Below are 19,168 nucleotides of genomic sequence, written 5' to 3'. Positions count from 1 at the left end.
CCCTCCCCTCAGCCCAGCGTCCGGGCCGCGTCCTTGATGGCGGCACGGATGCGTTGATAGGTACCGCAGCGGCACACATTGCCCGCCATGGCCTGGTCGATGTCGGCATCGGTCGGATGCCGCTTGCTGCGCAGCAGGCTCACCGCGCTCATCACCTGCCCGTTCTGGCAGTAGCCGCACTGGGCCACATCGTGCTTGACCCAGGCGTCGAGCACCGCGCGCCCGACCTTGTCGCCGCCGACTTCCTCGATGGTGGTGATGCGCGCGCCGGCCACCGCCGACACCGGCGTCACGCAGCTGCGCGTGGCCTGGCCGTTGATATGCACGGTGCAAGCGCCGCAGGACGCGATGCCGCAGCCGAACTTGGTGCCGGTCAGGTGCAGGTTCTCGCGCAGCGCCCACAGCAGCGGCGTGGCGGGGTCCACGTTCAGCTCCTGCGGCTTGCCGTTGATCTCTAGGATGGTCATGGGGACACTCCTTGGTGATGTGCAGGGTGCCGGCCGCTGGCATGGCGGCCGGTCTTGTTATCGAATCCAGCCCGGTCGATGGCTGCCGGGCACTGCCGCGCGCATGGCCGGCCCGTGCCTGGCAAAGCCTTCCGAGGATAGTGCAAATTCCCTCGTGACGTGCGCCAGCGTTCTCCTGCCCCCGCGCGGCCCCGCAGGCCGGGCCGCGGCCGCCTTGCCGGCACTACATTGGTGCGCGCGGGGACCTCCCGGGTGGCGGCGCCGGCACCGCCCATAGCGCAAAACCGCCGCGAGCGCCAGCCCTGAAAGCGGCCGGCCAACCCCACCAAATCTGGGCTATCCCGCCTCCCCCATATGGCTACACTTGCCGGCTAGCCTCAGGGGAATTGCGCGCGCCGCCAGCCTCGGGGCGCCGGCGGCGCGACCCCGGCCCGCCGGCAAGCCAGAAGGTTTCCCAGCTCCCGCTCTACCAGACCAGGCAAGACTCGAATGCAGCCCGACCCGGCTTACCGCCAGCCCTCCACTGCCCAGCATCCACGCCTGGCGATGCTGTTGACCGCCATCGGCACGCTAGCCTTCGGTGCGGGCAGCATCGCGGTCTCGCGGAACCCCGGCGAGCCAGCCACGATCTGGCTGGCCAGCGCCTTCGCGCTCGGGCTCCTGCTGCGCCGGCCCCGCGCCGAAACACGCGGCCTGCTGGCGTCCGTGCTGGCGGGCATCCTGCTCGCCAACTGGCTGATGGGCGACAGCTTCGGCGCCGCCCTGCTGCTGGCCGGCGCCAACACCGCCGAGATCGGCCTGTCGGCCTGGCTGGCGCGCCAGCTGCTGGCCAGCACGCGCCAGGCCAGCACCGGCCCGCTGGCCGGCTTCGCCATCGTGATGGGCACGGGCAGCACGATCGGGCCGGCGGTGGGCGCCACGCTCGGCGCGGCCGTGATCAGCACCGTCTACCAGGGCCTCTACACCTCGGCGTGGTGGACCTGGTGGACATCCGACGCGCTGGGCGCGGTGCTGCTGCTGCCGCTGATGGCCACGCTGACCCGCGAGCGCATCCTGACCACGCTGGCGCCGCGCCGGCGCTGGCGCCTGGCGGGCCTGTCCCTGCTGTGCCTGGCCACCAGCTGCGCCACCGTCTGGCTCGGCCACGAGCACTTCATCGTGCTATCGATGCCGCTGCTGCTGACGGCGCTCGGCTCCAACCCGCTCGTCACGGCGCTGCTGGCGCTGCTCTCGGTCACCGTCACCGTGCTGCTGGACCTGTACTCCGCCCATGCCGGCTGGCACGCCGCGCCGACCGCGCTGCTGCAATCCGGGCAGATCTCGGCGGCGCTGATCGTGATCTTCCCGATCTGCATCGCCTTCGTGGTGGAGCAGAACCGCCACGATCGCAATGAACTGCGCGGCAGCGAGCAGCGCTTCCGCCAGGCCATGGAGCACTCGGCGATCGGCATGGCGCTGGTGAGCCTGGACGGCCGCTGGCATACCGTCAACCGCGCCATCTGCGAGCTGTTCGGCTACTCCGCGGACGAGATGGCCGAGCTGCCCTTCCAGACCATCACCCACCCGGACGACCTCGCCTCCGACCTGCGCCAGCTGGAGCAGCTGCTGACCGGCGAGATCGAGTCCTACCGCATGGAAAAGCGCTACCTGCGCAAGAACGGCGAGTATGTGTGGGCGCTGCTGGCGGTCTCCCTGATGCACGACGAGGCCAGCGGCGAGCCGCTGCATTTCATCGCCCAGGTGGAGAGCATCCACGAGCGCAAGACCGCGCAGGAGGCGCTCGAACGCCTGTCGCGCCGCACCCAGCTCGCCGTCGAGGCCGGCGGGGTGGGCATCTGGGAGTGGGACTTCGTCACCTCCACCATCACCTGGGACGCGCGCATGCACGCGCTGCACGGCCTGCCCGCGCGCGAGGCCGACGGCAGCGGCGTGCTGGCGCTGGAGCAATGGATCGCCATGCTGCATCCGGACGACCTGCAGCGCGCCAGCGACGAGATGCGCCATGCCATCAAGGGCACGCGCCCCTTCGACACCGAATACCGGATCCGCCTGCCCGGCGGCGAGGTGCGCCACATCCGCGCCATGGCCATGGTGTCGCGCCAGCAGGACGGCCGCGCCAGCGCCATGGTCGGCACCAACTGGGACATCACCGAGCAGCGCCATCTCACCGAAGCGCTGTTCGAGGAAAAGGAACGCCTGCACATCACGCTGCGCTCGATCGGCGACGCGGTGATCTGCACGGACGCGCAGATGGGCGTCACCTTCATGAACCCCATCGCCGAGCAGCTCACCGGCTGGACCCTGCCCGCCGCCATGGGGCAGCCGCTGGAGCAGATCTTCCGCGTGGTCGACGAGAACAGCGGCGACGTCATCCCCAATCCCGTGGCCACCTGCCTGCAGACGCTGCGCCCGGTCTACCTGCAGGACGGCGCCGTGCTGCTGGGCCTGAACGGCGACCGCCACGACGTGCAGGACTCGGCCGCGCCGGTGCTGACCGCCGCCGGCGAGGTGCTGGGCGCGGTGCTGGTGTTCCAGGACATCACGCAGGCACGCGCGCTGCAGCGCGAACTGGCGCACTCGGCCACGCACGACGCGCTGACCGGGCTGCCCAACCGCAACTGGTTCGAGAAGCGCCTGCGCGAAGCCTGCGACGCGGCGCGCCAGCAGCTGCAGCGCCATGCGCTGTGCTTCATCGACCTGGACCGCTTCAAGATCGTCAACGACACCGCCGGCCACGCCGCCGGCGACGTGCTGCTGCGCGAGCTCAGCCACGTGATCCGCCACCACGTGCGCACCGACGACGTGCTGGCCCGGCTCGGCGGCGACGAATTCGGGCTGCTGCTGCACAACTGCACCGTCGAGCATGCCGAGGCCGTGTGCCAGAAGGTGATCGACGCCATCCGCGGCCAGCGCTTCCCGTGGGAGGGGCGGGTCTACGACCTGGGCGCCAGCATCGGCATCACCGCCATCGACGCCGAGGCGCCGCCCGTGGGCGAGCTGATGAGCCGCGCCGACGTGGCCTGCTATGCCGCCAAGGCGGCCGGCCGCAACCGCGTCTCGGTCTACCGCAGCGACGAGAGCGACGCCCAGCGCCACCACCAGGAACTGCAGGTGGCGGCCGGCATCCACTCGGCGCTGGAGGCGAACCGTTTCCGCCTGTTCGCGCAGGAGATCCGGCCGCTGCAGGTGGCCTGCGCCGACGCCCACCACATCGAGATCCTGGTGCGCATGATCGACGAAGGCGGCCAGCTGGTGATGCCGGGCGCCTTCATCCCGGCGGCCGAGCGCTACGACCTGATGGGCCACGTCGACCGCTGGGTGATCCGTCACGTGCTGCGCAGCTATGGCGCGCGCCTGCTCGCCGTGCCCGGGCTGACGGTCGGCATCAACCTGTCGGCCAACTCGCTGGGCGAGCCGTTCCTGCTGCCCTTCCTGCACGCCGAACTGCACGACTCGGTGCTGCCCGCCAGCCGCATCCAGCTGGAGATCACCGAGACCGCGCTGATCAACAACATGGCGGCGGCCAACCGGCTGGTGTCCGAGATGCGGCGCGCCGGCTGCACGGTGGCGCTGGACGACTTCGGTACCGGCCTGTCCTCCTTCGCCTACCTGAAGCAGTTCCCGGTCGACTGCCTGAAGATCGACGGCAGCTTCATCCGCCACCTGGCCAGCAACGCGGTGGACCGCGAGATCGTCAGTTCCATCAACGATATCGGCCACCGCCTCGGCGTCAGCACGGTAGCCGAATCGGTGGAGGACGAGCAGACGCTGCACGTGCTGCGCACCATCGGCGTCGACTTCGCGCAGGGCTATGTGATCGGACGGCCCATGCCGCTCGACCTGTTCCTCGACAGCCGCACCGCGCGCGCCTCGCAGGACAGCTGAGGTCCCGGCGGGGCATCACTGCGCGGCATCACCCCGCCGGCATCACTCCGCGGAAGCCGGCGCGGCCCGCCGCGCGGCGCCCACCTTGCCCAGCAGGGCGCGCGCCGCCGGCTCGTAATAGCGCGCCAGCCACCAGGACAGGAGCACGATGCCCGCCAGCATGGCCACGCCCAGCGCCATGCCGGCGCGCCCGATCAGCGACGGCGCGAACTTGAGCAGCGCGCCGTAGAGCAGCTGGTAGGTCGGCTTGTGGATGGCATACAGCACATAGCTGATGCTGCCCAGCTTGACGAACAGCCAGGCCAGGCCGGCATGCGACGGGTTGTAGCGCGCGCCGAACCACACCACCAGCGGAAACACCACCACCACCATCACCGACTCGTAGATCAGGCCGGTATGGGAAGCGTAGAGCGCCGCCCCCGTCACCACCGCCAGCAGCACGCCGACCAGGTTGGAGCTGGACATGCGGCGGTCGGCGGCCAGGAAGATGTTCACGCCGACCAGGAAAGACGCGGCCGTGCGCAGGAAGCCCGGCAGGAAGTCGCCCCAGCCGAAGCCGAAGTCGAAGCCGCCGCTGCCCAGCACGAAGGGCGCCAGCAGAAGATAGAGGAACGGCGGCAGGCACAGCACCAGCAGGCGGAAGCGCAACAGCGGAATCAGCAGGAAGAAGGCGATGTTGACCAGGAACTCGTGGAACACCGACCACATCGGCGGGTTGAAGGGGAAGATCAGGTTGTCCACGCCGCAGCCGAAGGCCGGCAGCATCAGCAGGTTCGGCAGCACGGCACAGCCGAAGGCGCGCCCCGACCACGACACGGACATGCCGGCGCCGCCGAAGGCCAGGGCCGCCACGGCCACCGCGACGCCCAGCAGGATGCCGACCAGGAAGATGGGGTAGAGGCGGTTGACGCGGGCCCGCACGAAGGTGCCCAGGCTCATCCCCTCCTCGATCTTCTTCAAGTAGGCGAAGGCAATGACGAAGCCGCTCAGCTGAAAGAAGAAATCGACGGCGAGGTGGGCATTCGGCACCGTCACGCCATCGAAGACCCGCGGCATGTGCGTCACCGCCACGCCCAGGGCGGCAATCCCGCGCAGCGCGTCCAGCGTGACAAAGGCGTGCTTCGAACTCATGTCCGGCCCCCATCCCTGCGCCCCGCGGCCGGGCGCCAGCCCCTCCGACCCGTGTCGGGTCCGTATCCGACCGGCCGGATGGCTTCATTCTAGAAGCCGGGCCACGGCGATTGGTATGCGCCAGAAGACGGAGAGGCAGGCTTAGTCTCCGCCCATCCCCGCCCGGCCCGGACCATCCCGGACCATCCCGGACCATCCCGGTCCATGCTGCTCCAGCCCCCGTCCAGCATCCGGCACCTCGCCCGGCGCCGCCGCGACGCACATGCCGCCACCGCCACCCATCGCCCGGCCACGCATTCGGTAATCCGAACGGCCATCCGGCGCCAACACACGGAAAACCGAACAAAGCGCCCGCATCACATTTTTTTCCGCAGCGAAATCAACATCTTAGGCATGCATGCGCGCGCATGCAGCGCTGGCACGGCTCGTGCGATAGAAGGCGCCACCAAGCATGGCGGACGCCGAGGCCCCCCCCAGGCCCCGGCCGCACCCAACAACAGAGGAAAAGAGGAGGACAAGTGACCCATCCCGCATCGCGCCCCACGCGCCGTGCGCCCGTCGACGCACGGCGGCTGCCGCAGCGCTGACGCTCCTGGCCGAACGAGCCAGCGCGTCGCCAGACCGGACACCGGTCCCGCGCCAGCCAGCCGGCCCCCCTTGCAATACAGCCGCCCGTCGTCCCGCGCCGGGCGCATCGTTCCGATCCACGATGAAACTGAATCGACTGCCCACCCTGATTTTCATTGCAATGCTGCTAGGCGTGCTGGCCGGCACCGCCGCGCACAACATGGCGCCGGACGCCGCCACCGCCAAGTCCATCGCGGACCACCTGTCCATCCTGACCGACGTGTTCCTGCGCATGATCAAGATGATCATCGGGCCGCTGGTGTTCGCCACGCTGGTGGCGGGCATCGCCGGCATGGGTGACGGGCGCGCCGTCGGCCGCATCGGCATGAAGGCGATGGCGTGGTTCATCGGCGCCTCGATCACTTCGCTGCTGCTGGGCCTGGTGATGGCCAACCTGCTGACCCCGGGCCACGGCATGAACCTGGCGATCCCGGCGGCGGACGCCACCTCCAGCGTGAAGACGGCGTCGCTGAACCTGCGCGACTTCATCGCCCACATGTTCCCCAAGAGCTTCGTGGAAGCGATGGCCACCAACGAGATCCTGCAGATCGTGGTGTTCTCGCTGTTCTTCGGCTTCGCGCTGGGCACGGTCAAGGACGGCGCCGGCAAGCCGGTGCTGGCCGCCATCGAAGGCCTGGGCCAGGTGATGCTGAAGGTCACCAACTACGTGATGGCCTTCGCCCCGGTGGGCGTGTTCGGCGCCATCTCGGCCGTCATCACGGCCGAGGGCCTGGGCGTGCTGGGCGTGTACGCCAAGCTGCTGGGCAGCCTGTACCTGGCGCTGGCACTGCTGTGGGTGGCGCTGATCACCGGCGGCTACTTCTTCCTGGGCCGCGACGTGTTCCGCCTGCTCAAGCTGATGCGCGCGCCGCTGATGATCGGCTTCGCCACCGCCAGCAGCGAGTCGGCCTACCCGAAGGTCATCGACGCGCTGACCCGCTTCGGCGTCAAGGAGCGCATCACCGGCTTCGTGCTGCCGCTGGGCTACTCGTTCAACCTGGACGGCTCGATCATGTACACCTCCTTCGCCGCGCTGTTCGTGGCCCAGGTGTACGGCATCCATCTGTCGCTGACCCAGCAGATCACCATGCTGCTGGTGCTGCTGGTCACCAGCAAGGGCATCGCCGGCGTGCCGCGCGCCTCGCTGGTGGTGGTGGCCGCCGTGCTGCCGATGTTCGGCCTGCCCGAGGCCGGCATCCTGCTGGTACTGGGCATCGACCACGTGCTGGACATGGGCCGTACCGTGACCAATGTCCTGGGCAATGCGATTGCAACCAGCGTCGTCGCCAAGAGCGAAGGCGCCATCGGCGCGCCGGTGCTGTCGGCAGAGGATGAACCCTCGGCCGACGCCGACCTGACACCCGTTCAGGTCCTGTCGGGCAAGTAAGCTTCCCGCAGCCGTGCCAGGGCCCGGCCGCCGACCAGGCGGGCGGGCCCTTATTCATTCCGCGGTGCGGGATGTGGTAAAACGGGGCACCGCGTCGCCGACGCCCGTGCCGGAACCTGCGCTTCGCGCGCCTCGACCCGCCAGCGCCGCTGCGCCGATTCCACCCATCCCGAATCCAGCCCCGATTCCACCCACCCTCCCCCGCCAGCCCATGACCGGCCAGCCCTCCTCCTCCGGCCTCTCCGCAGGCGCCAGCGCCTCGACGGAACCCGTCCGCCGCCCGCGCCTGTTCGCGCCCGCGCTGGCGATGGTGGTGCTGGCGGCGCTGATCGGCGTGGCCAGCTGGCTGGGCTACCGCCTCAGCTACGACACCGCGCTGACGCGCCAGGCCGAGCGCGGCCAGGTGCAGATGCGCCTGTACACGCAGGCCCTGGCCAGCGAGCTGGCGCGCTACGACCACGTGCCCGGCCTGCTGTCGCTCGACGAGCGCATCGAGGCGCTGCTGGCCCACCCGCGCGACGCGGCACGGGTGGCGGCGGCCAACGCCTACCTGGTCGCGCTCAATGCGCGCGCCGGCACGCGCGTGGTCTATGTGCTGGATGCGCACGGCAATGTGCTCGCCGCCAGCAACTGGCAGCGCCCGGACAGCTACCTGGGCGAAGACCTCAGTTTCCGCCCCTACTTCCACGCCGCCATGGAGGGCCAGCTCGGCCGCTTCTACGGTGTCGGCACCACGCGCAGCGAATCGGGCTACTACCTGTCGGCGCCGATCGGCCCGCGCGACAGCCCGATCGGCGTGGCCGTGGTCAAGATCGGCCTGGAAGCGGTCGAGCAGCACTGGCAAGGCACCGGCATCCCCGACATGCAGATGCTGCTGGCCGACGAGAACGGCGTGGTCATCCTCGCCTCCGAGCCCTCGTGGCGGCTGCTGGCGCTCAAGCCGATGTCGGACGAGCAGCGCCAGCGCCTGATCCACAGCCTGCAGTACAACCGCGCCCCGCTGGCGCCGCTGGCGTTCCAGCCGGTGCGCAAGCTGCGCAACGGCGACACCCTGGTCAGCCTGCGCGGCGGCCCGCCGATGCTGGCCCAGAGCACGGCGCTGCCCGGCACCGACTGGCACCTCGAACTGCTCTCCAACACCATGCAGGCGCGCGTGGCGGCGCTCAACACGGCCGCCCTCAGCGGCGTGGTGGCGGCCTTCGTGCTGCTGCTCGGCGCGGCCTGGAACGTGCGCCGCCGCATCATCGGCGAGCGCCTGGCCGCGCGTGCCGCGCTGGAGGCCGCCAACAGCGAGCTGGAACGCAAGGTGGCCGAGCGCACCGCCGACCTGTCGCAGGCCAATGCCCAGCTGCAGGCCGAGGTGGCGGAGCGCACCCGCACCGAGGCGGTGCTGCGCCAGACCCAGGACGGCCTGCTGCAGGCCGGCAAGCTGGCTACCGTGGGCCAGATGTCCACCGGCATCGCGCACGAGCTCAACCAGCCGCTGGCCGCGCTGCGCACGCTGTCCGGCAACACACAGAAATTCCTCGAGCGCGGCGACTACGAGACCGCGCGCACCAACCTGAGCACCATCATCGGCCTGGTCGAGCGCATGGGCCGCATCACCGGCGCGCTCAAGTCCTTCGCGCGCAAGCCCGGCAACGGCAGGCGCGGCGCGCGGCTGGACGAAGCCGTGGACAACGCGCTGTTCCTGCTCGATACGCGCGTGCAGGCGCTGCAGCCCGACATCGTGCGCGACATCGAGCCCGGCCTGGCGGTGGTCTGCGAGCCGAACCGGCTCGAACAGGTGCTGGTCAACCTGATCGGCAACGCGCTCGACGCCAGCGAAAGCCCCGGCGCCCAGGGCACGCCCCGGCTCGAGCTGCGCGCCACGGTGAGCGGCGGCAAGGCTCACCTGACCGTGCGCGACAGCGGCCCGGGCCTGTCCGAGGACGCCTTCGCGCGGCTGTTCGAGCCCTTCTTCACCACCAAGCCTGCCGGCCAGGGGCTTGGGCTCGGCCTGACGCTGTCGGCCGGCATCCTGAACGAGTACGGCGGCAGCCTGCGCGCCAGCAACCACCCCGACGGCGGGGCCTGCTTCACGCTGACGCTGCCGTTGGCCGAGCCGGAGGCCGAAGCGAATTCCGCCTGAATCCAGGCAGAATCCCGGTTTCCGGTTTGCAGTCGATCCCAGTTGAATCCGAGTGTCCGAGTTGAACCCGAGTAGCCCGAGTACCCTGAGTACCCCGAGTAGCCCGAGCATGGCGGCCGATCCCTCTCCCCTTACCGTCCTGATCGTCGAGGACGACCCCGACGTCCGCCTCGGCTGCGAGCAGGCGCTCAAGCTCGAAGGCATCGCCACGCGCGGCGTGGGCAGCGCCGAGGCCGCGCTGCGCGAGGTCCAGGCCGGCTACCCCGGCATCGTCGTGTCCGACATCCGCCTGCCGGGCAGCGACGGCATGTCCCTGCTGGACGCGCTCAAGGCGCGCGACCCCGCCCTGCCGGTGGTGATGATCACCGGCCACGGCGACGTCACGCTGGCGGTCCAGGCCATGAAGCGCGGCGCCTACGATTTCCTCGAGAAGCCGTTCTCGCCCGAGCACCTGGTCGACGTGGCGCGGCGCGCCCTGGAGCAGCGCCGGCTGACGCGCGAGGTGGCAGAACTGCGCGCGCGCCTGTCCGGCCGCGAGAAGCTGGAAGCCCGGCTGATCGGCGTCTCGCCCGCCATCGAGCGGCTGCGCCGCCTGATCGCCGACGTGGCCGACACGGCCGCCAACGTGCTGATCCACGGCGAGACCGGCACCGGCAAGGAGCTGGTGGCGCGCTGCCTGCACGAGGCCAGCGCGCGCCACAGCAAGCATTTCGTCGCCATCAACTGCGGCGGCCTGCCCGAGCAACTGTTCGAGAGCGAGATCTTCGGCCACGAGGCCGGCTCCTTCACCGGCGCGGCGCGGCGCCGCATCGGCAAGATCGAGCACGCCGAGGGCGGCACGCTCTTCCTCGACGAGATCGAGAGCATGCCGATGCCGCTGCAGATCAAGCTGCTGCGCGTGCTGCAGGAACGCGTGGTGGAGCGGCTGGGCTCGAACCAGCCGGTCTCGGTCAACACCCGCGTGGTGGCCGCCACCAAGGCCGACCTGCGCGCGCTGGCCGATGCCGGCCAGTTCCGCGCCGACCTCTACTACCGGCTCAACGTGGTCACGCTGGAACTGCCGCCGCTGCGCGAACGGCGCGAAGACATCCCGCTGCTGTTCGAGCACTTCGTCGCCCAGGCCGCGCTGCGCTTCGAGCGCGAGGCCGTGCCGGCCACGCCGGCGGAACAGGCCGCGCTGGTGGCCTATCCCTGGCCCGGCAATGTGCGCGAACTGCGCAACCTGGCCGAGCGCCACGTGCTCGGCCTGGGCTGCCAGCCCGGCCAGGACGCGCCGCCGCCGGCGGCATTGCCGCTGGCGCAGGCCGTGGAGCAATTCGAGCGTGCCCTGATCGCCGACGCGCTGCGCCGCCACGACGGCAGCCTCAGCCGCGCCAGCGAGGCGCTCGGCGTGGCCAAGACCACGCTGTTCGACAAGATCCGCAAGTACGGGCTGCAGCAGGGGTAAGCGCGAGGCCGGGAACGGGGCCAAGAGGCGAACGCGCCATCGGCGCCGGCACCCGGCCTGACCAGGCGCGCCAGCCCACTCGCCGCTGGCGTGTTGTGAGATGATCTCCCCCAGCGCGTGCAAGGCATCGAGGATGGCGCGCGAGCGGGTATCTGCCAACGGTTCGACACCGGCTGCGGAACTCCGCCGGCAGTCGCCAGGGCCGCCGGAGCCGCCGCAGCGACCCGCCGCATGCCGGCCAGGATGCGGTGGCGCCATGCATGAAGCCGTCCCGAGATACCCGCTGGCCGCGCCGGCCGCGCCGACCGGCTTGCCGGATGGATCCACTGGGCGTCCCGAGGAAAACAATGCACATACAACCCGTCATCCTGTGTGGCGGCAGCGGTACGCGGCTATGGCCGATGTCCCGCAGCGGCCATCCCAAGCAATACCTGCGGCTCACCGGCGACGACTCGCTGGCACAGCAGACGGCGCTGCGCCTGCAGCATCTGCCAGGCGCCGCTGCGCCCATCGTGGTCACCAACAACGAGCAGCGCTTCCTGATCGCGGAGCAGCTGCGCCAGGTCGGCGTGACACCCGCCTCGATCGTGCTTGAGCCGGTCGGCCGCAATACCGCGCCCGCCATCGCCGTCGCGGCGCTGCTCGCCATGCGCGCAGCGCCCGATGCGCTGCTGCTCGTGCTGCCGTCCGATCACGCGATCGCGCATGACGCGGCCTTTGCGGCTGCCGTGCAGCATGCCTTGCCGGTGGCTGCCGACGACTACCTCGTCACCTTCGGCATCGCGCCGACGCAGCCGCATACGGGCTACGGCTATATCCGGCGCGGCAGCCCGCTGGCCGGCCGGCCCAAGGCCTACGCGGTCGACGCCTTCGTCGAGAAGCCGGATGCGCCGACCGCGCAGGGCTTCCTCGCCGCAGGCGGCTATTACTGGAACAGCGGCATGTTCCTGCTGAAGGCCTCGGCCTACCTGGAGGAACTGCGCCGCCATGCGCCGGAGATCGCGCGCCAGGCGGCGCTCGCATTCGAGCAGGCGAAGCAGGACCACGATTTCCTCCGCCTCGATGCGCAAGCCTTCCGCGCCTGCCCCGACATCTCGATCGACTATGCCGTGATGGAGAAGACCGGCCGCGCGGCGGTGGTGGAGGCGGCCGACCTGGGCTGGAACGATATCGGCTCGTGGAGCGCGCTCGCCGACATCGCCGCCAAGGACGCGCACGGCAACGCGCTGATCGGCGACGTCTACGCCGAAGCGGTGACGAATGCCTACATCCGCGCCGAACACCGCATGGTCGCGGCGCTCGGCGTCGAGAACGTGGTGATCGTGGAAACCGGCGACGCGGTGCTGGTCGCGCATCGCGACAAGGTGCAGGACGTGAAGAAGGTCGTCGAATGGCTGAACAAGTCGGGCCGGCGCGAATCGCTCACGCACCGGCGCGTGGTCCGCCCCTGGGGCTCGTACGAAGGCGTCGACCAGGGCGAGCGCTTCCAGGTCAAGCGCATCGTCGTCAATCCCGGCCAGCAGCTCAGCCTGCAGATGCACCACCACCGCGCCGAGCACTGGATCATCGTGAAGGGCACCGCGCTGGTGACCATCGGCGACAAGGAATGCATGCTGACGGAGAACCAGTCGACGTACATTCCGCTCGGCACGGTGCACCGCCTGGCCAACCCCGGCAAGATCCCCCTCGAGATGATCGAAGTGCAGTCCGGCGCCTATCTCGGCGAAGACGACATCGTGCGCTTCGAGGACACCTACGGCCGCGCGGCAGAGTAAGCCGGCACGCCGGTCCGCTTCCGCCAGCCCGGGCGGTCCGGCCAGCGCGGCCAGTCCGGCTAGTTCGGCGTGATCTCGATCTCGTACCAGGGGCTGGACGTCGCCGCGTCGCGCTGCAAGGCGATGGTCCAGCCCGACGGCCCGCTGCTGACCTCGGGCAGGCGCGGCCCGCTGCGCCGCTGCCCGGTGCCATCGAGCGGGTAGATCCTGAGCACGCCCGAACGCGCGCCCAAACCCAGCGTGACGGGCAGGCGCGCCATCCAGGTGGGCGGCTCGGTCGCGCGCGGCGGCGCGTCACCGCCGGCCGCGCCGGCCACGCCGGACGCCAAGGTCAGCCAGCGGAGGTCGCCGTCATAGGGCACGATCCTGGCCGGCCGGCCAGGATCGGCACCAGCGGCGGCACCAGCGGCGGCACTAGCAGCAGTACCGGCAGCGGCGCCAGGTGAGGCCCCCAAGGTAAGCGTTCCCATCGATAGCAGCATATGCCGCGACCGGCCCAGGTCGGCGCCATCCAGGGAGGCCAGCCACACGCTGGCGCTGCCCTGGCCGCCCGCGTCGAACTGCATCCAGGCCGCCTCCGTGCCGAGACGGGCGGAGGCGGTGGTGCCGAACAAGCCCCACAGGCGCGGCGTGTCGACCAGCAGACGACCGGCCACGGGATCGAAGCGGACCGCGCCGTCGGGCGTCACATAGGGGCCCTGGCCCGGCGCGGGCAGGCGCACCGAAGCCGCCGCCGGCGCCAGGTCCGCGGCGACCCGGCCGCGCCAGGCCAGCTCGGGGGTGGCGCCGAGCCGCTCGTGCAGATCGTGCTCGAGCGCATCGGCCCGCTCGCTCAGGCCGATCCGGAGGCGGTCGGCCGGCGCCAGCGGCAGGTCGATCCGATCCGGCAGCGGCGCCAGGCCGAAAGTGCGGAACAGGCGGGCGCTGGGCCCGGCCAGCACATACTTGCCCCAGTCGCCGGCCAGGTTGAAACGGGCCGGCGCGCGCGGCGGCGTGGCGCTGTCGCTGTACTCGAAGAAGAAGATGCCGTCCCAGTCCTGCTGCGCCGCGAGCAGGCTCATGATCGGGATGATCTCGCTGCCGCGCGGATTGGGGAACGGTTCGTTGTACTCGCTGACGACGAAGGGACGCCGGCCGTCGCGCCGCTGGCCCAGCGCCAGCAGCCGGTTCATCTCGTCCGCGCTGGCCGACAGCACCGGGATGCGCCAGCGCCCCGCGTCGCCCCGCCCGCCGGGATAGTTCGGATGCGCGACGTAGATATGCTCGTCGATAAAATCCATCGACGCCTGCGCGTCGAAATTCATCGCGCCGCCAAAGGTCATCTGCGTACCCGTGACGGGCACCAGCGGATCGCCGGCCTCATGCACGGCGGCGCGCAGGCGGTCGAAGTAGGCCTTGTCGGTGGCGGCCAGGAACTCCAGGAAATCGCTCAGGCGCCGCTGCGCGCCCTGGCCGCGGGCCCGGCCCGGCTCGGGCAGGCGGGCCGCGCTGTCGGGACCGTCGTCGCAGCCGCCCCAGGCGTCGCATGCCGCCGCCAGCGTCGCATAGCGCTGCTGGAGCCAGCCGCGCCAGCGCCGCCTGAGCTCGGGCGCGTAGGCCGACGGGATGGCCTCGCTCCAGTGGCCGTTGTGCCAGGCGTTGAGCAGCGACGATTCATTGTCGATCTCGACCAGCGCGAGCGCCGGGTTGCGCCGCAGGCCGAGGCCGTCGATCAGTCCGCGCGCGTAGCCGATCTGCCGCGCGATCAGGCGCTCGTCGTAGACGTGGATCGGCGCGTCCAGCGGCGGCATGGTCATGCCGTCGTCCAGTGCCGGCAGGTCGTCGACGGCCGGCCGGAAGCGGTAGCCGACGTGCAGGTTCAGGTCGATATAGATGCCTTCGCTCGCCAGCGCATCGATCAGGTGGCGCAGGCGCGCGACGGCCACCGGATTGAAACTCGGATAGGGGCCGCTCGACAGGATGCTGAGCGGCGCCTCGCGCTCGTCGGACGGCAGCGAATCGAGATGATGCAGGCGCACCGCATTGACGCCGAGCTTGCGCAAGCGCCTGGCCAGCGCCACCGCGCCCGCCGCATCGGGGAAATTGCCGCCGAAGGTCAGGTTGACGCCGAACAGCCGGACACGCCGGTCGTCGGCCGTGCCAGGCGCCAGGTCGGCGCCCACCTGGTAGAAGTGCCCGTCGCGCACGAACAGGCGGGAAGCGGCATCGAGCGGCGTGTTCAGCGCGGATTGATCCGGCGCGCCGCGCAGCGCATCCTCGTCGATCTCGAAGCGGAAGTAGCTGGCCTCGCGCGGCACCATGCCGCGCCAGGCGCGTTCGGCGATCTGGCCGGAAGCCGGCAGCATCAGCGAGGCCGCCAGGGCGAGCGGCAGCAGGAGCCGCGGCAGCAGGCCGCGCCGGGGGCGCGTCATCCCGCCGCGAGCCCGGGGCGGCGCCGCGCTTGCGGCAAGGCCTTCCGGCTCGTCGCGAGCCTGGCACTGACCACCATCGCGGAGTAGAGGAAGATGATGTTCTGGAACGCGGTATTGGCGAGCAACTGCGTCTCGGAGAAATTGCTGATCAGGATCGATACGAACAGCGCCATATGCATGGCGGCGTCCTCGCTGTCGATGAAATACAGGCGGACCAGGCTGACGGCATGCCAGAGCAAGGCGCCCAGGAACAGGCCCAGGCCGACCAGGCCCAGCTCGTTGAGGACGTCCAGGTAGCCATTGTGCGCATGCGGCGGCATCCAGCCGAGTGCCTGCTCGACGTACTGGGCCGGCCCGCCCTCCCCCGTCCAGAACGCACCGTAGCCGCCGCCCAGCAACTGGTGCTTGCTGATCGACAGCCAGACCATGGCCCAGATCTGGTCGCGCCCGGTCAGGTCGCTGCTCTTGTTGAACAGCCCCGTCACCAGGCCGCGCACATCCTCGACCCCGGGCATGCGTCCGGCCACGACGAAGAAGAGCAGCAAGGCGTACATGACGAACAGCCCGCCGCCGAGCAGCAGCATCGAGCCGGTGCGGCCGTCCGTCAGCTTGCGGCGCGTCGTCAGGTAGATCAGGAAGGAAATGCCGGTGATCAGCTGCGCGGTCGCGCTCTTGGCCATGGCCAGCATGAACAGGCTGAACAGCAGGCCGGCGGTCGTCGCGCGCACGTTCGCGTCCGGCGCCAGGCGCTCGCGCAGCCACAGCAGCGCGGCCACCGCGGCAACGCTGCCGAGCATGTTCTTCTGCCACATGATGCCGCGCCAGGCGCCGCCGAGCAGGTAGTCGACGCCGACCGCCGGCCACAGCACCGCGACCAAGGCCGAAACCGCCAGCAGGATGGTCAGCGTGCCCAGCGCCACGCGGAACAGCTGGCGCGGTTCGCTGAACGGCGGCGACAAGGCGAAACCGGTCAGCATCATGCCGGCGAACATCACCGCGCGCTTGAGCGTGAGGACGGGGAACGGCGACCAGAGCGCGGTCGCCGCGCAGTACAGCAGCAACGCCACCAGGAACGGATTGATGCCGCGCAGCCGCGCCAGCGTGTCCTGCGGACGGCGCCAGGCCAGCCAGGCACAGACCGCATAGATGGAGCCGAACTCGACCTGCCGGAGCGCCGAGCCGCCGGTGATGGTGTGATCCGCCGCCGGCCCGATCTCGCTCATCGACAGCGTATCCGGGACCAGCGCGCACACGAAGCTGAAGCCGATCAGCAGCCGCATCAGCCAGCGCTGGCGCACCTCCCAGCGCGCCGCCTCTTGCGACTGGGCAGCGCCGTCACCGGCAGCACCCGCCGTACCCGCCGCGCCATCCGGCCGGGCCGGCGAGGCGAATCGCGTCGGCTCGCTCGCCATGCCGCTCAGCGTCCGCGGCCCGCCGGCGGCCAGGGCAGCCAGCTGCGCAGCAAGCCACGCAGCCGCCCGGCCAGCCCGTCGGCGCGCGGCTCGGGCGGCGCGTACTCGTTGTAGACCGTGCCCAGCACCTTGACGTTGGCGCTCTCCAGCAGGCGCGCCGTCTCCTCCAGCTCCGACATCAGCGTGACATCCTTGCGCGCCACCAGCAGGCAGGCATCGACCTGCCGGGCGATCGACAGCGCATCGCCCGAGGTGTTCGCCGCCGGCGTCTTCACGATGAAGATCTCGAAGGCATCGACGTAGCTGTCCAGGATGCGCCGCAACGCGGCGTCGCGCAGCAGCTCGGCGGGATTCGGCGGCTGCGGCCCGGCGTCCAGGATGCCGAGCGCGGCAATGCCGGGAATGGTGCGATAGGCACCGGGCGGCTGGCGCCCGGCCAGCATGCTCGACAGCCCCGTCGGCTGCGCCGGCCCCATCATCTCGCGCTGCCCGCTGGCATGCAGGTCGGCATTCACGAGCAGGGCATTGCGGCCGATCTGCGCGAACGCCACCACCAGGCTCGATGCCAAGTAGGCACAGCCCGCCTCTGCGCTGGGGCTGACCAGCGCAAGCGAGAAATGCCGCTGCCCCTCCATCCCCATCGAGATCCGCGCGCGCAGCTGCCGGATGGCCTCGGCCTCCTGGCCGAACGGATCGGCGGCGATCGCCAGGGGCAGCTCGATCGGGCGGGTCAGCGTGGAGACTTCATACTGGTATTGCTCGGCGAGGACGGCCGACACCATCTGGTCGGAGACGAAGCCGAGCTGCACGGCGGCCTGGCCGAAGCGCAGGTTCCGCGCCGCCTGGAACTCGACCACGCGCTGGACCTGGGCCTGCGTCAACAGGCCGGCCCGCACGAAGCGATCCCCCATGCGCTCCATCGCCATGGGCGCGGCGGCGGCCATGTCTTGCTCGCCGCGCACCTGCTCGTCGCGCTCCTGCTCCTCGGGAGCCAGCTTCGCGGAAGTATCGTTCATGTCTTCGTGGCCACGGGGCGACCGAAATGGCCGATCATGTTCAGGGCCGGGTTGCGCGACAGGTCTTGCGCGCAGCGCACCCGGCGCTTGCCCAGCTCCAGCAGCAGGGCCAGGCCGATCCCGCCGAGCACGCCGACCAGCATCCCGGCCAACAGGCTGCGGGTCACCTTCGGGCTCGACGGCTTGACCGGCGTGCCCGCCACGTGCAGCACGACCATGCGCGGCAGCGTCACGCTGCTGGCCATCAGCACACTGCCGTACTTCTGCAGGACGTCGTTGTACACCCGCTCGGCGCCATCGAGCTGCCGCTGGTAGGCGGCAATGCGGTCGCGCTCGCCCAACTGCTGCAGCACGTGCTTGCGCTGCGCCTCGATATCGCTGTCGAGTGCGGCCGCCTGGGCCTGGAGACGGGCGAGATCGTCGCGCTGCGCCGACAGCGCGGCCTGCGCCGCAACCGCCACACGCGACTGCAGGCGCTGCCGCTCCGCCAGCAGCCCGCGCACGGTCGGATGGTTCCGCCCCAGCGCGCCATCGACCGTGCCGATCTGCCGGTTGACCTGGGTCAGGCCCTCGCGTAGTTCGTTGAGCGAGGCCAGCGTGGCCAGTTGCGGCAAGTCCTCCGGACGGGTCCCGGCCGCCAGCAGCTTGCCGGTGGCCTCGTTGCGCGCGCGCGCATCGCGGATCTGCGCCTGCAGCGTCTGCTGCTCGCTCAGCATGTCGTGCAGGCGCCGCGTCGACTCCATATTGTCGGGCTGCTGGTCGATGTTGCCGGTCTGCTCCCGGTACTTGGTCAGGTCGGACTGGATCGTGTTGACTTCACGCCGCAACTGCTCGAGCTGGGCGTTGTATTGCTGGCTGACCGAGCGTGCCGACGACTGCGAAACCTCCTGGCTGAGCGCAAGGTAGGCATTGACGATCGCATTGGCGCCGTCGCGGGCCCGGGTCGGCGAGTCGCCGGCAAACGACACCTGCAGGATCCGGCTGCCATGGCCCCCCGTCACGGTCAGGTTCCTGGCCACGCTCTGCACCAGCAGGTCGCGCGCCTTGGCATCGTTGGTGCCATTGGCGCCATCGGACACCAGCAGCCCTTGTGTCTTGAGCATGCGCTCGATCACGGCAGGGCTCTGGATCATGTCGATCTGCGTCTGGATGTAGTTGTCATCCGACGTCGCCGACAGCGACGAGTACATGGTGCCGTCGAGCGGGTTGTTCGCCTTGAAATCGACGTAGACATCCGACGAGGCGGTCCACAGGCGCGGCCGCACGGCCAGCAGCAATGCGGTCGCCAGCAGGGTGGCCAGGGCCACGCCGACGATGACGCGACGGCGTGCGAAAAGAATCGCACCCAACTGGTTCGCATTGACCGACAAAAGACCCGCATCAGACGGTCTTGAATTCACCACGCAACACCCTCTCTGATATCGCCCAGCCGACGGGGGCAGATTTTAACCCAGGAGCACCGTCCGCCCGCGGCGGAAT

At 70.3% G+C, this 19,168-nt stretch carries 11 protein-coding genes; 5 read left to right on the top strand and 6 right to left on the bottom strand.

The genetic code is table 11. The annotated features are described in order from the left end of the window. Positions 1-8 precede the first annotated feature (8 nt). Positions 9-467 carry a (2Fe-2S)-binding protein gene (locus BKK81_RS06555; RefSeq protein ID WP_071011492.1) on the bottom strand — a complete coding sequence of 153 codons (459 nt, stop codon included), beginning with the start codon at positions 465-467 and terminating at the stop codon, positions 9-11. Positions 468-956: 489 nt separating this feature from the next. Between BKK81_RS06555 and BKK81_RS06550 the strand changes: the two genes are divergently transcribed. Continuing rightward, positions 957-4,352, top strand: coding sequence for a diguanylate cyclase (locus BKK81_RS06550; protein ID WP_083383984.1), 3,396 nt, complete (start codon positions 957-959; stop codon positions 4,350-4,352). A 42-nt stretch (positions 4,353-4,394) separates the two neighbouring features. Here the strand turns inward: BKK81_RS06550 and BKK81_RS06545 are convergent, their stop codons facing one another. After that, a complete protein-coding gene (locus BKK81_RS06545; RefSeq protein ID WP_071011490.1) occupies positions 4,395-5,483 on the bottom strand; it encodes an acyltransferase family protein in 1,089 nt (362 codons plus the stop codon). A 709-nt stretch (positions 5,484-6,192) separates the two neighbouring features. On the opposite strand from BKK81_RS06545, the gene BKK81_RS06540 reads away from it, so the two are divergent. The 4 genes from BKK81_RS06540 (at position 6,193) to BKK81_RS06525 (ending at position 12,850) form a co-directional block, all read left to right on the top strand. Further along, positions 6,193-7,497 (top strand): dicarboxylate/amino acid:cation symporter, encoded by a 1,305-nt coding sequence (locus BKK81_RS06540; RefSeq protein WP_071011488.1) that lies wholly within the window; start codon positions 6,193-6,195, stop codon positions 7,495-7,497. Positions 7,498-7,708: 211 nt separating this feature from the next. Next, positions 7,709-9,628 carry a sensor histidine kinase gene (locus tag BKK81_RS06535; protein ID WP_071011486.1) on the top strand — a complete coding sequence of 640 codons (1,920 nt, stop codon included), beginning with the start codon at positions 7,709-7,711 and terminating at the stop codon, positions 9,626-9,628. A gap of 109 nt (positions 9,629-9,737) precedes the next feature. Further along, positions 9,738-11,075, top strand: coding sequence for a sigma-54-dependent transcriptional regulator (locus BKK81_RS06530; protein WP_071011484.1), 1,338 nt, complete (start codon positions 9,738-9,740; stop codon positions 11,073-11,075). Positions 11,076-11,422: 347 nt separating this feature from the next. Continuing rightward, positions 11,423-12,850 carry a mannose-1-phosphate guanylyltransferase/mannose-6-phosphate isomerase gene (locus tag BKK81_RS06525; protein WP_071011483.1) on the top strand — a complete coding sequence of 476 codons (1,428 nt, stop codon included), beginning with the start codon at positions 11,423-11,425 and terminating at the stop codon, positions 12,848-12,850. A gap of 59 nt (positions 12,851-12,909) precedes the next feature. Here the strand turns inward: BKK81_RS06525 and BKK81_RS06520 are convergent, their stop codons facing one another. Genes BKK81_RS06520 through BKK81_RS06505 form a run of 4 tightly spaced genes read right to left on the bottom strand, consistent with a single transcriptional unit; the run spans position 12,910 to position 19,038 of the window. Then, positions 12,910-15,261, bottom strand: coding sequence for a beta-galactosidase (locus tag BKK81_RS06520; RefSeq protein WP_071011481.1), 2,352 nt, complete (start codon positions 15,259-15,261; stop codon positions 12,910-12,912). Next, positions 15,258-16,673 carry an O-antigen ligase family protein gene (locus BKK81_RS06515; RefSeq protein WP_071011479.1) on the bottom strand — a complete coding sequence of 472 codons (1,416 nt, stop codon included), beginning with the start codon at positions 16,671-16,673 and terminating at the stop codon, positions 15,258-15,260. Before BKK81_RS06515 ends, BKK81_RS06520 begins: the two co-directional genes overlap by 4 nt. A 5-nt stretch (positions 16,674-16,678) precedes the next feature. Beyond that, on the bottom strand, positions 16,679-17,689 hold the full coding sequence (locus tag BKK81_RS06510) for a CpsD/CapB family tyrosine-protein kinase (RefSeq protein ID WP_071011477.1): 1,011 nt from the start codon (positions 17,687-17,689) through the stop codon (positions 16,679-16,681). Then, positions 17,686-19,038, bottom strand: coding sequence for a GumC family protein (locus BKK81_RS06505; protein WP_197523950.1), 1,353 nt, complete (start codon positions 19,036-19,038; stop codon positions 17,686-17,688). The genes BKK81_RS06510 and BKK81_RS06505 overlap by 4 nt, the downstream gene beginning before the upstream one ends. Between the last annotated feature and the right edge of the window lie 130 nt (positions 19,039-19,168).

The organism is Cupriavidus sp. USMAHM13 (genome assembly GCF_001854285.1).
Classification (GTDB): Bacteria; Pseudomonadota; Gammaproteobacteria; order Burkholderiales; family Burkholderiaceae; genus Cupriavidus; species Cupriavidus malaysiensis.
This window is presented reverse-complemented; position numbering and strand designations above follow the sequence as displayed.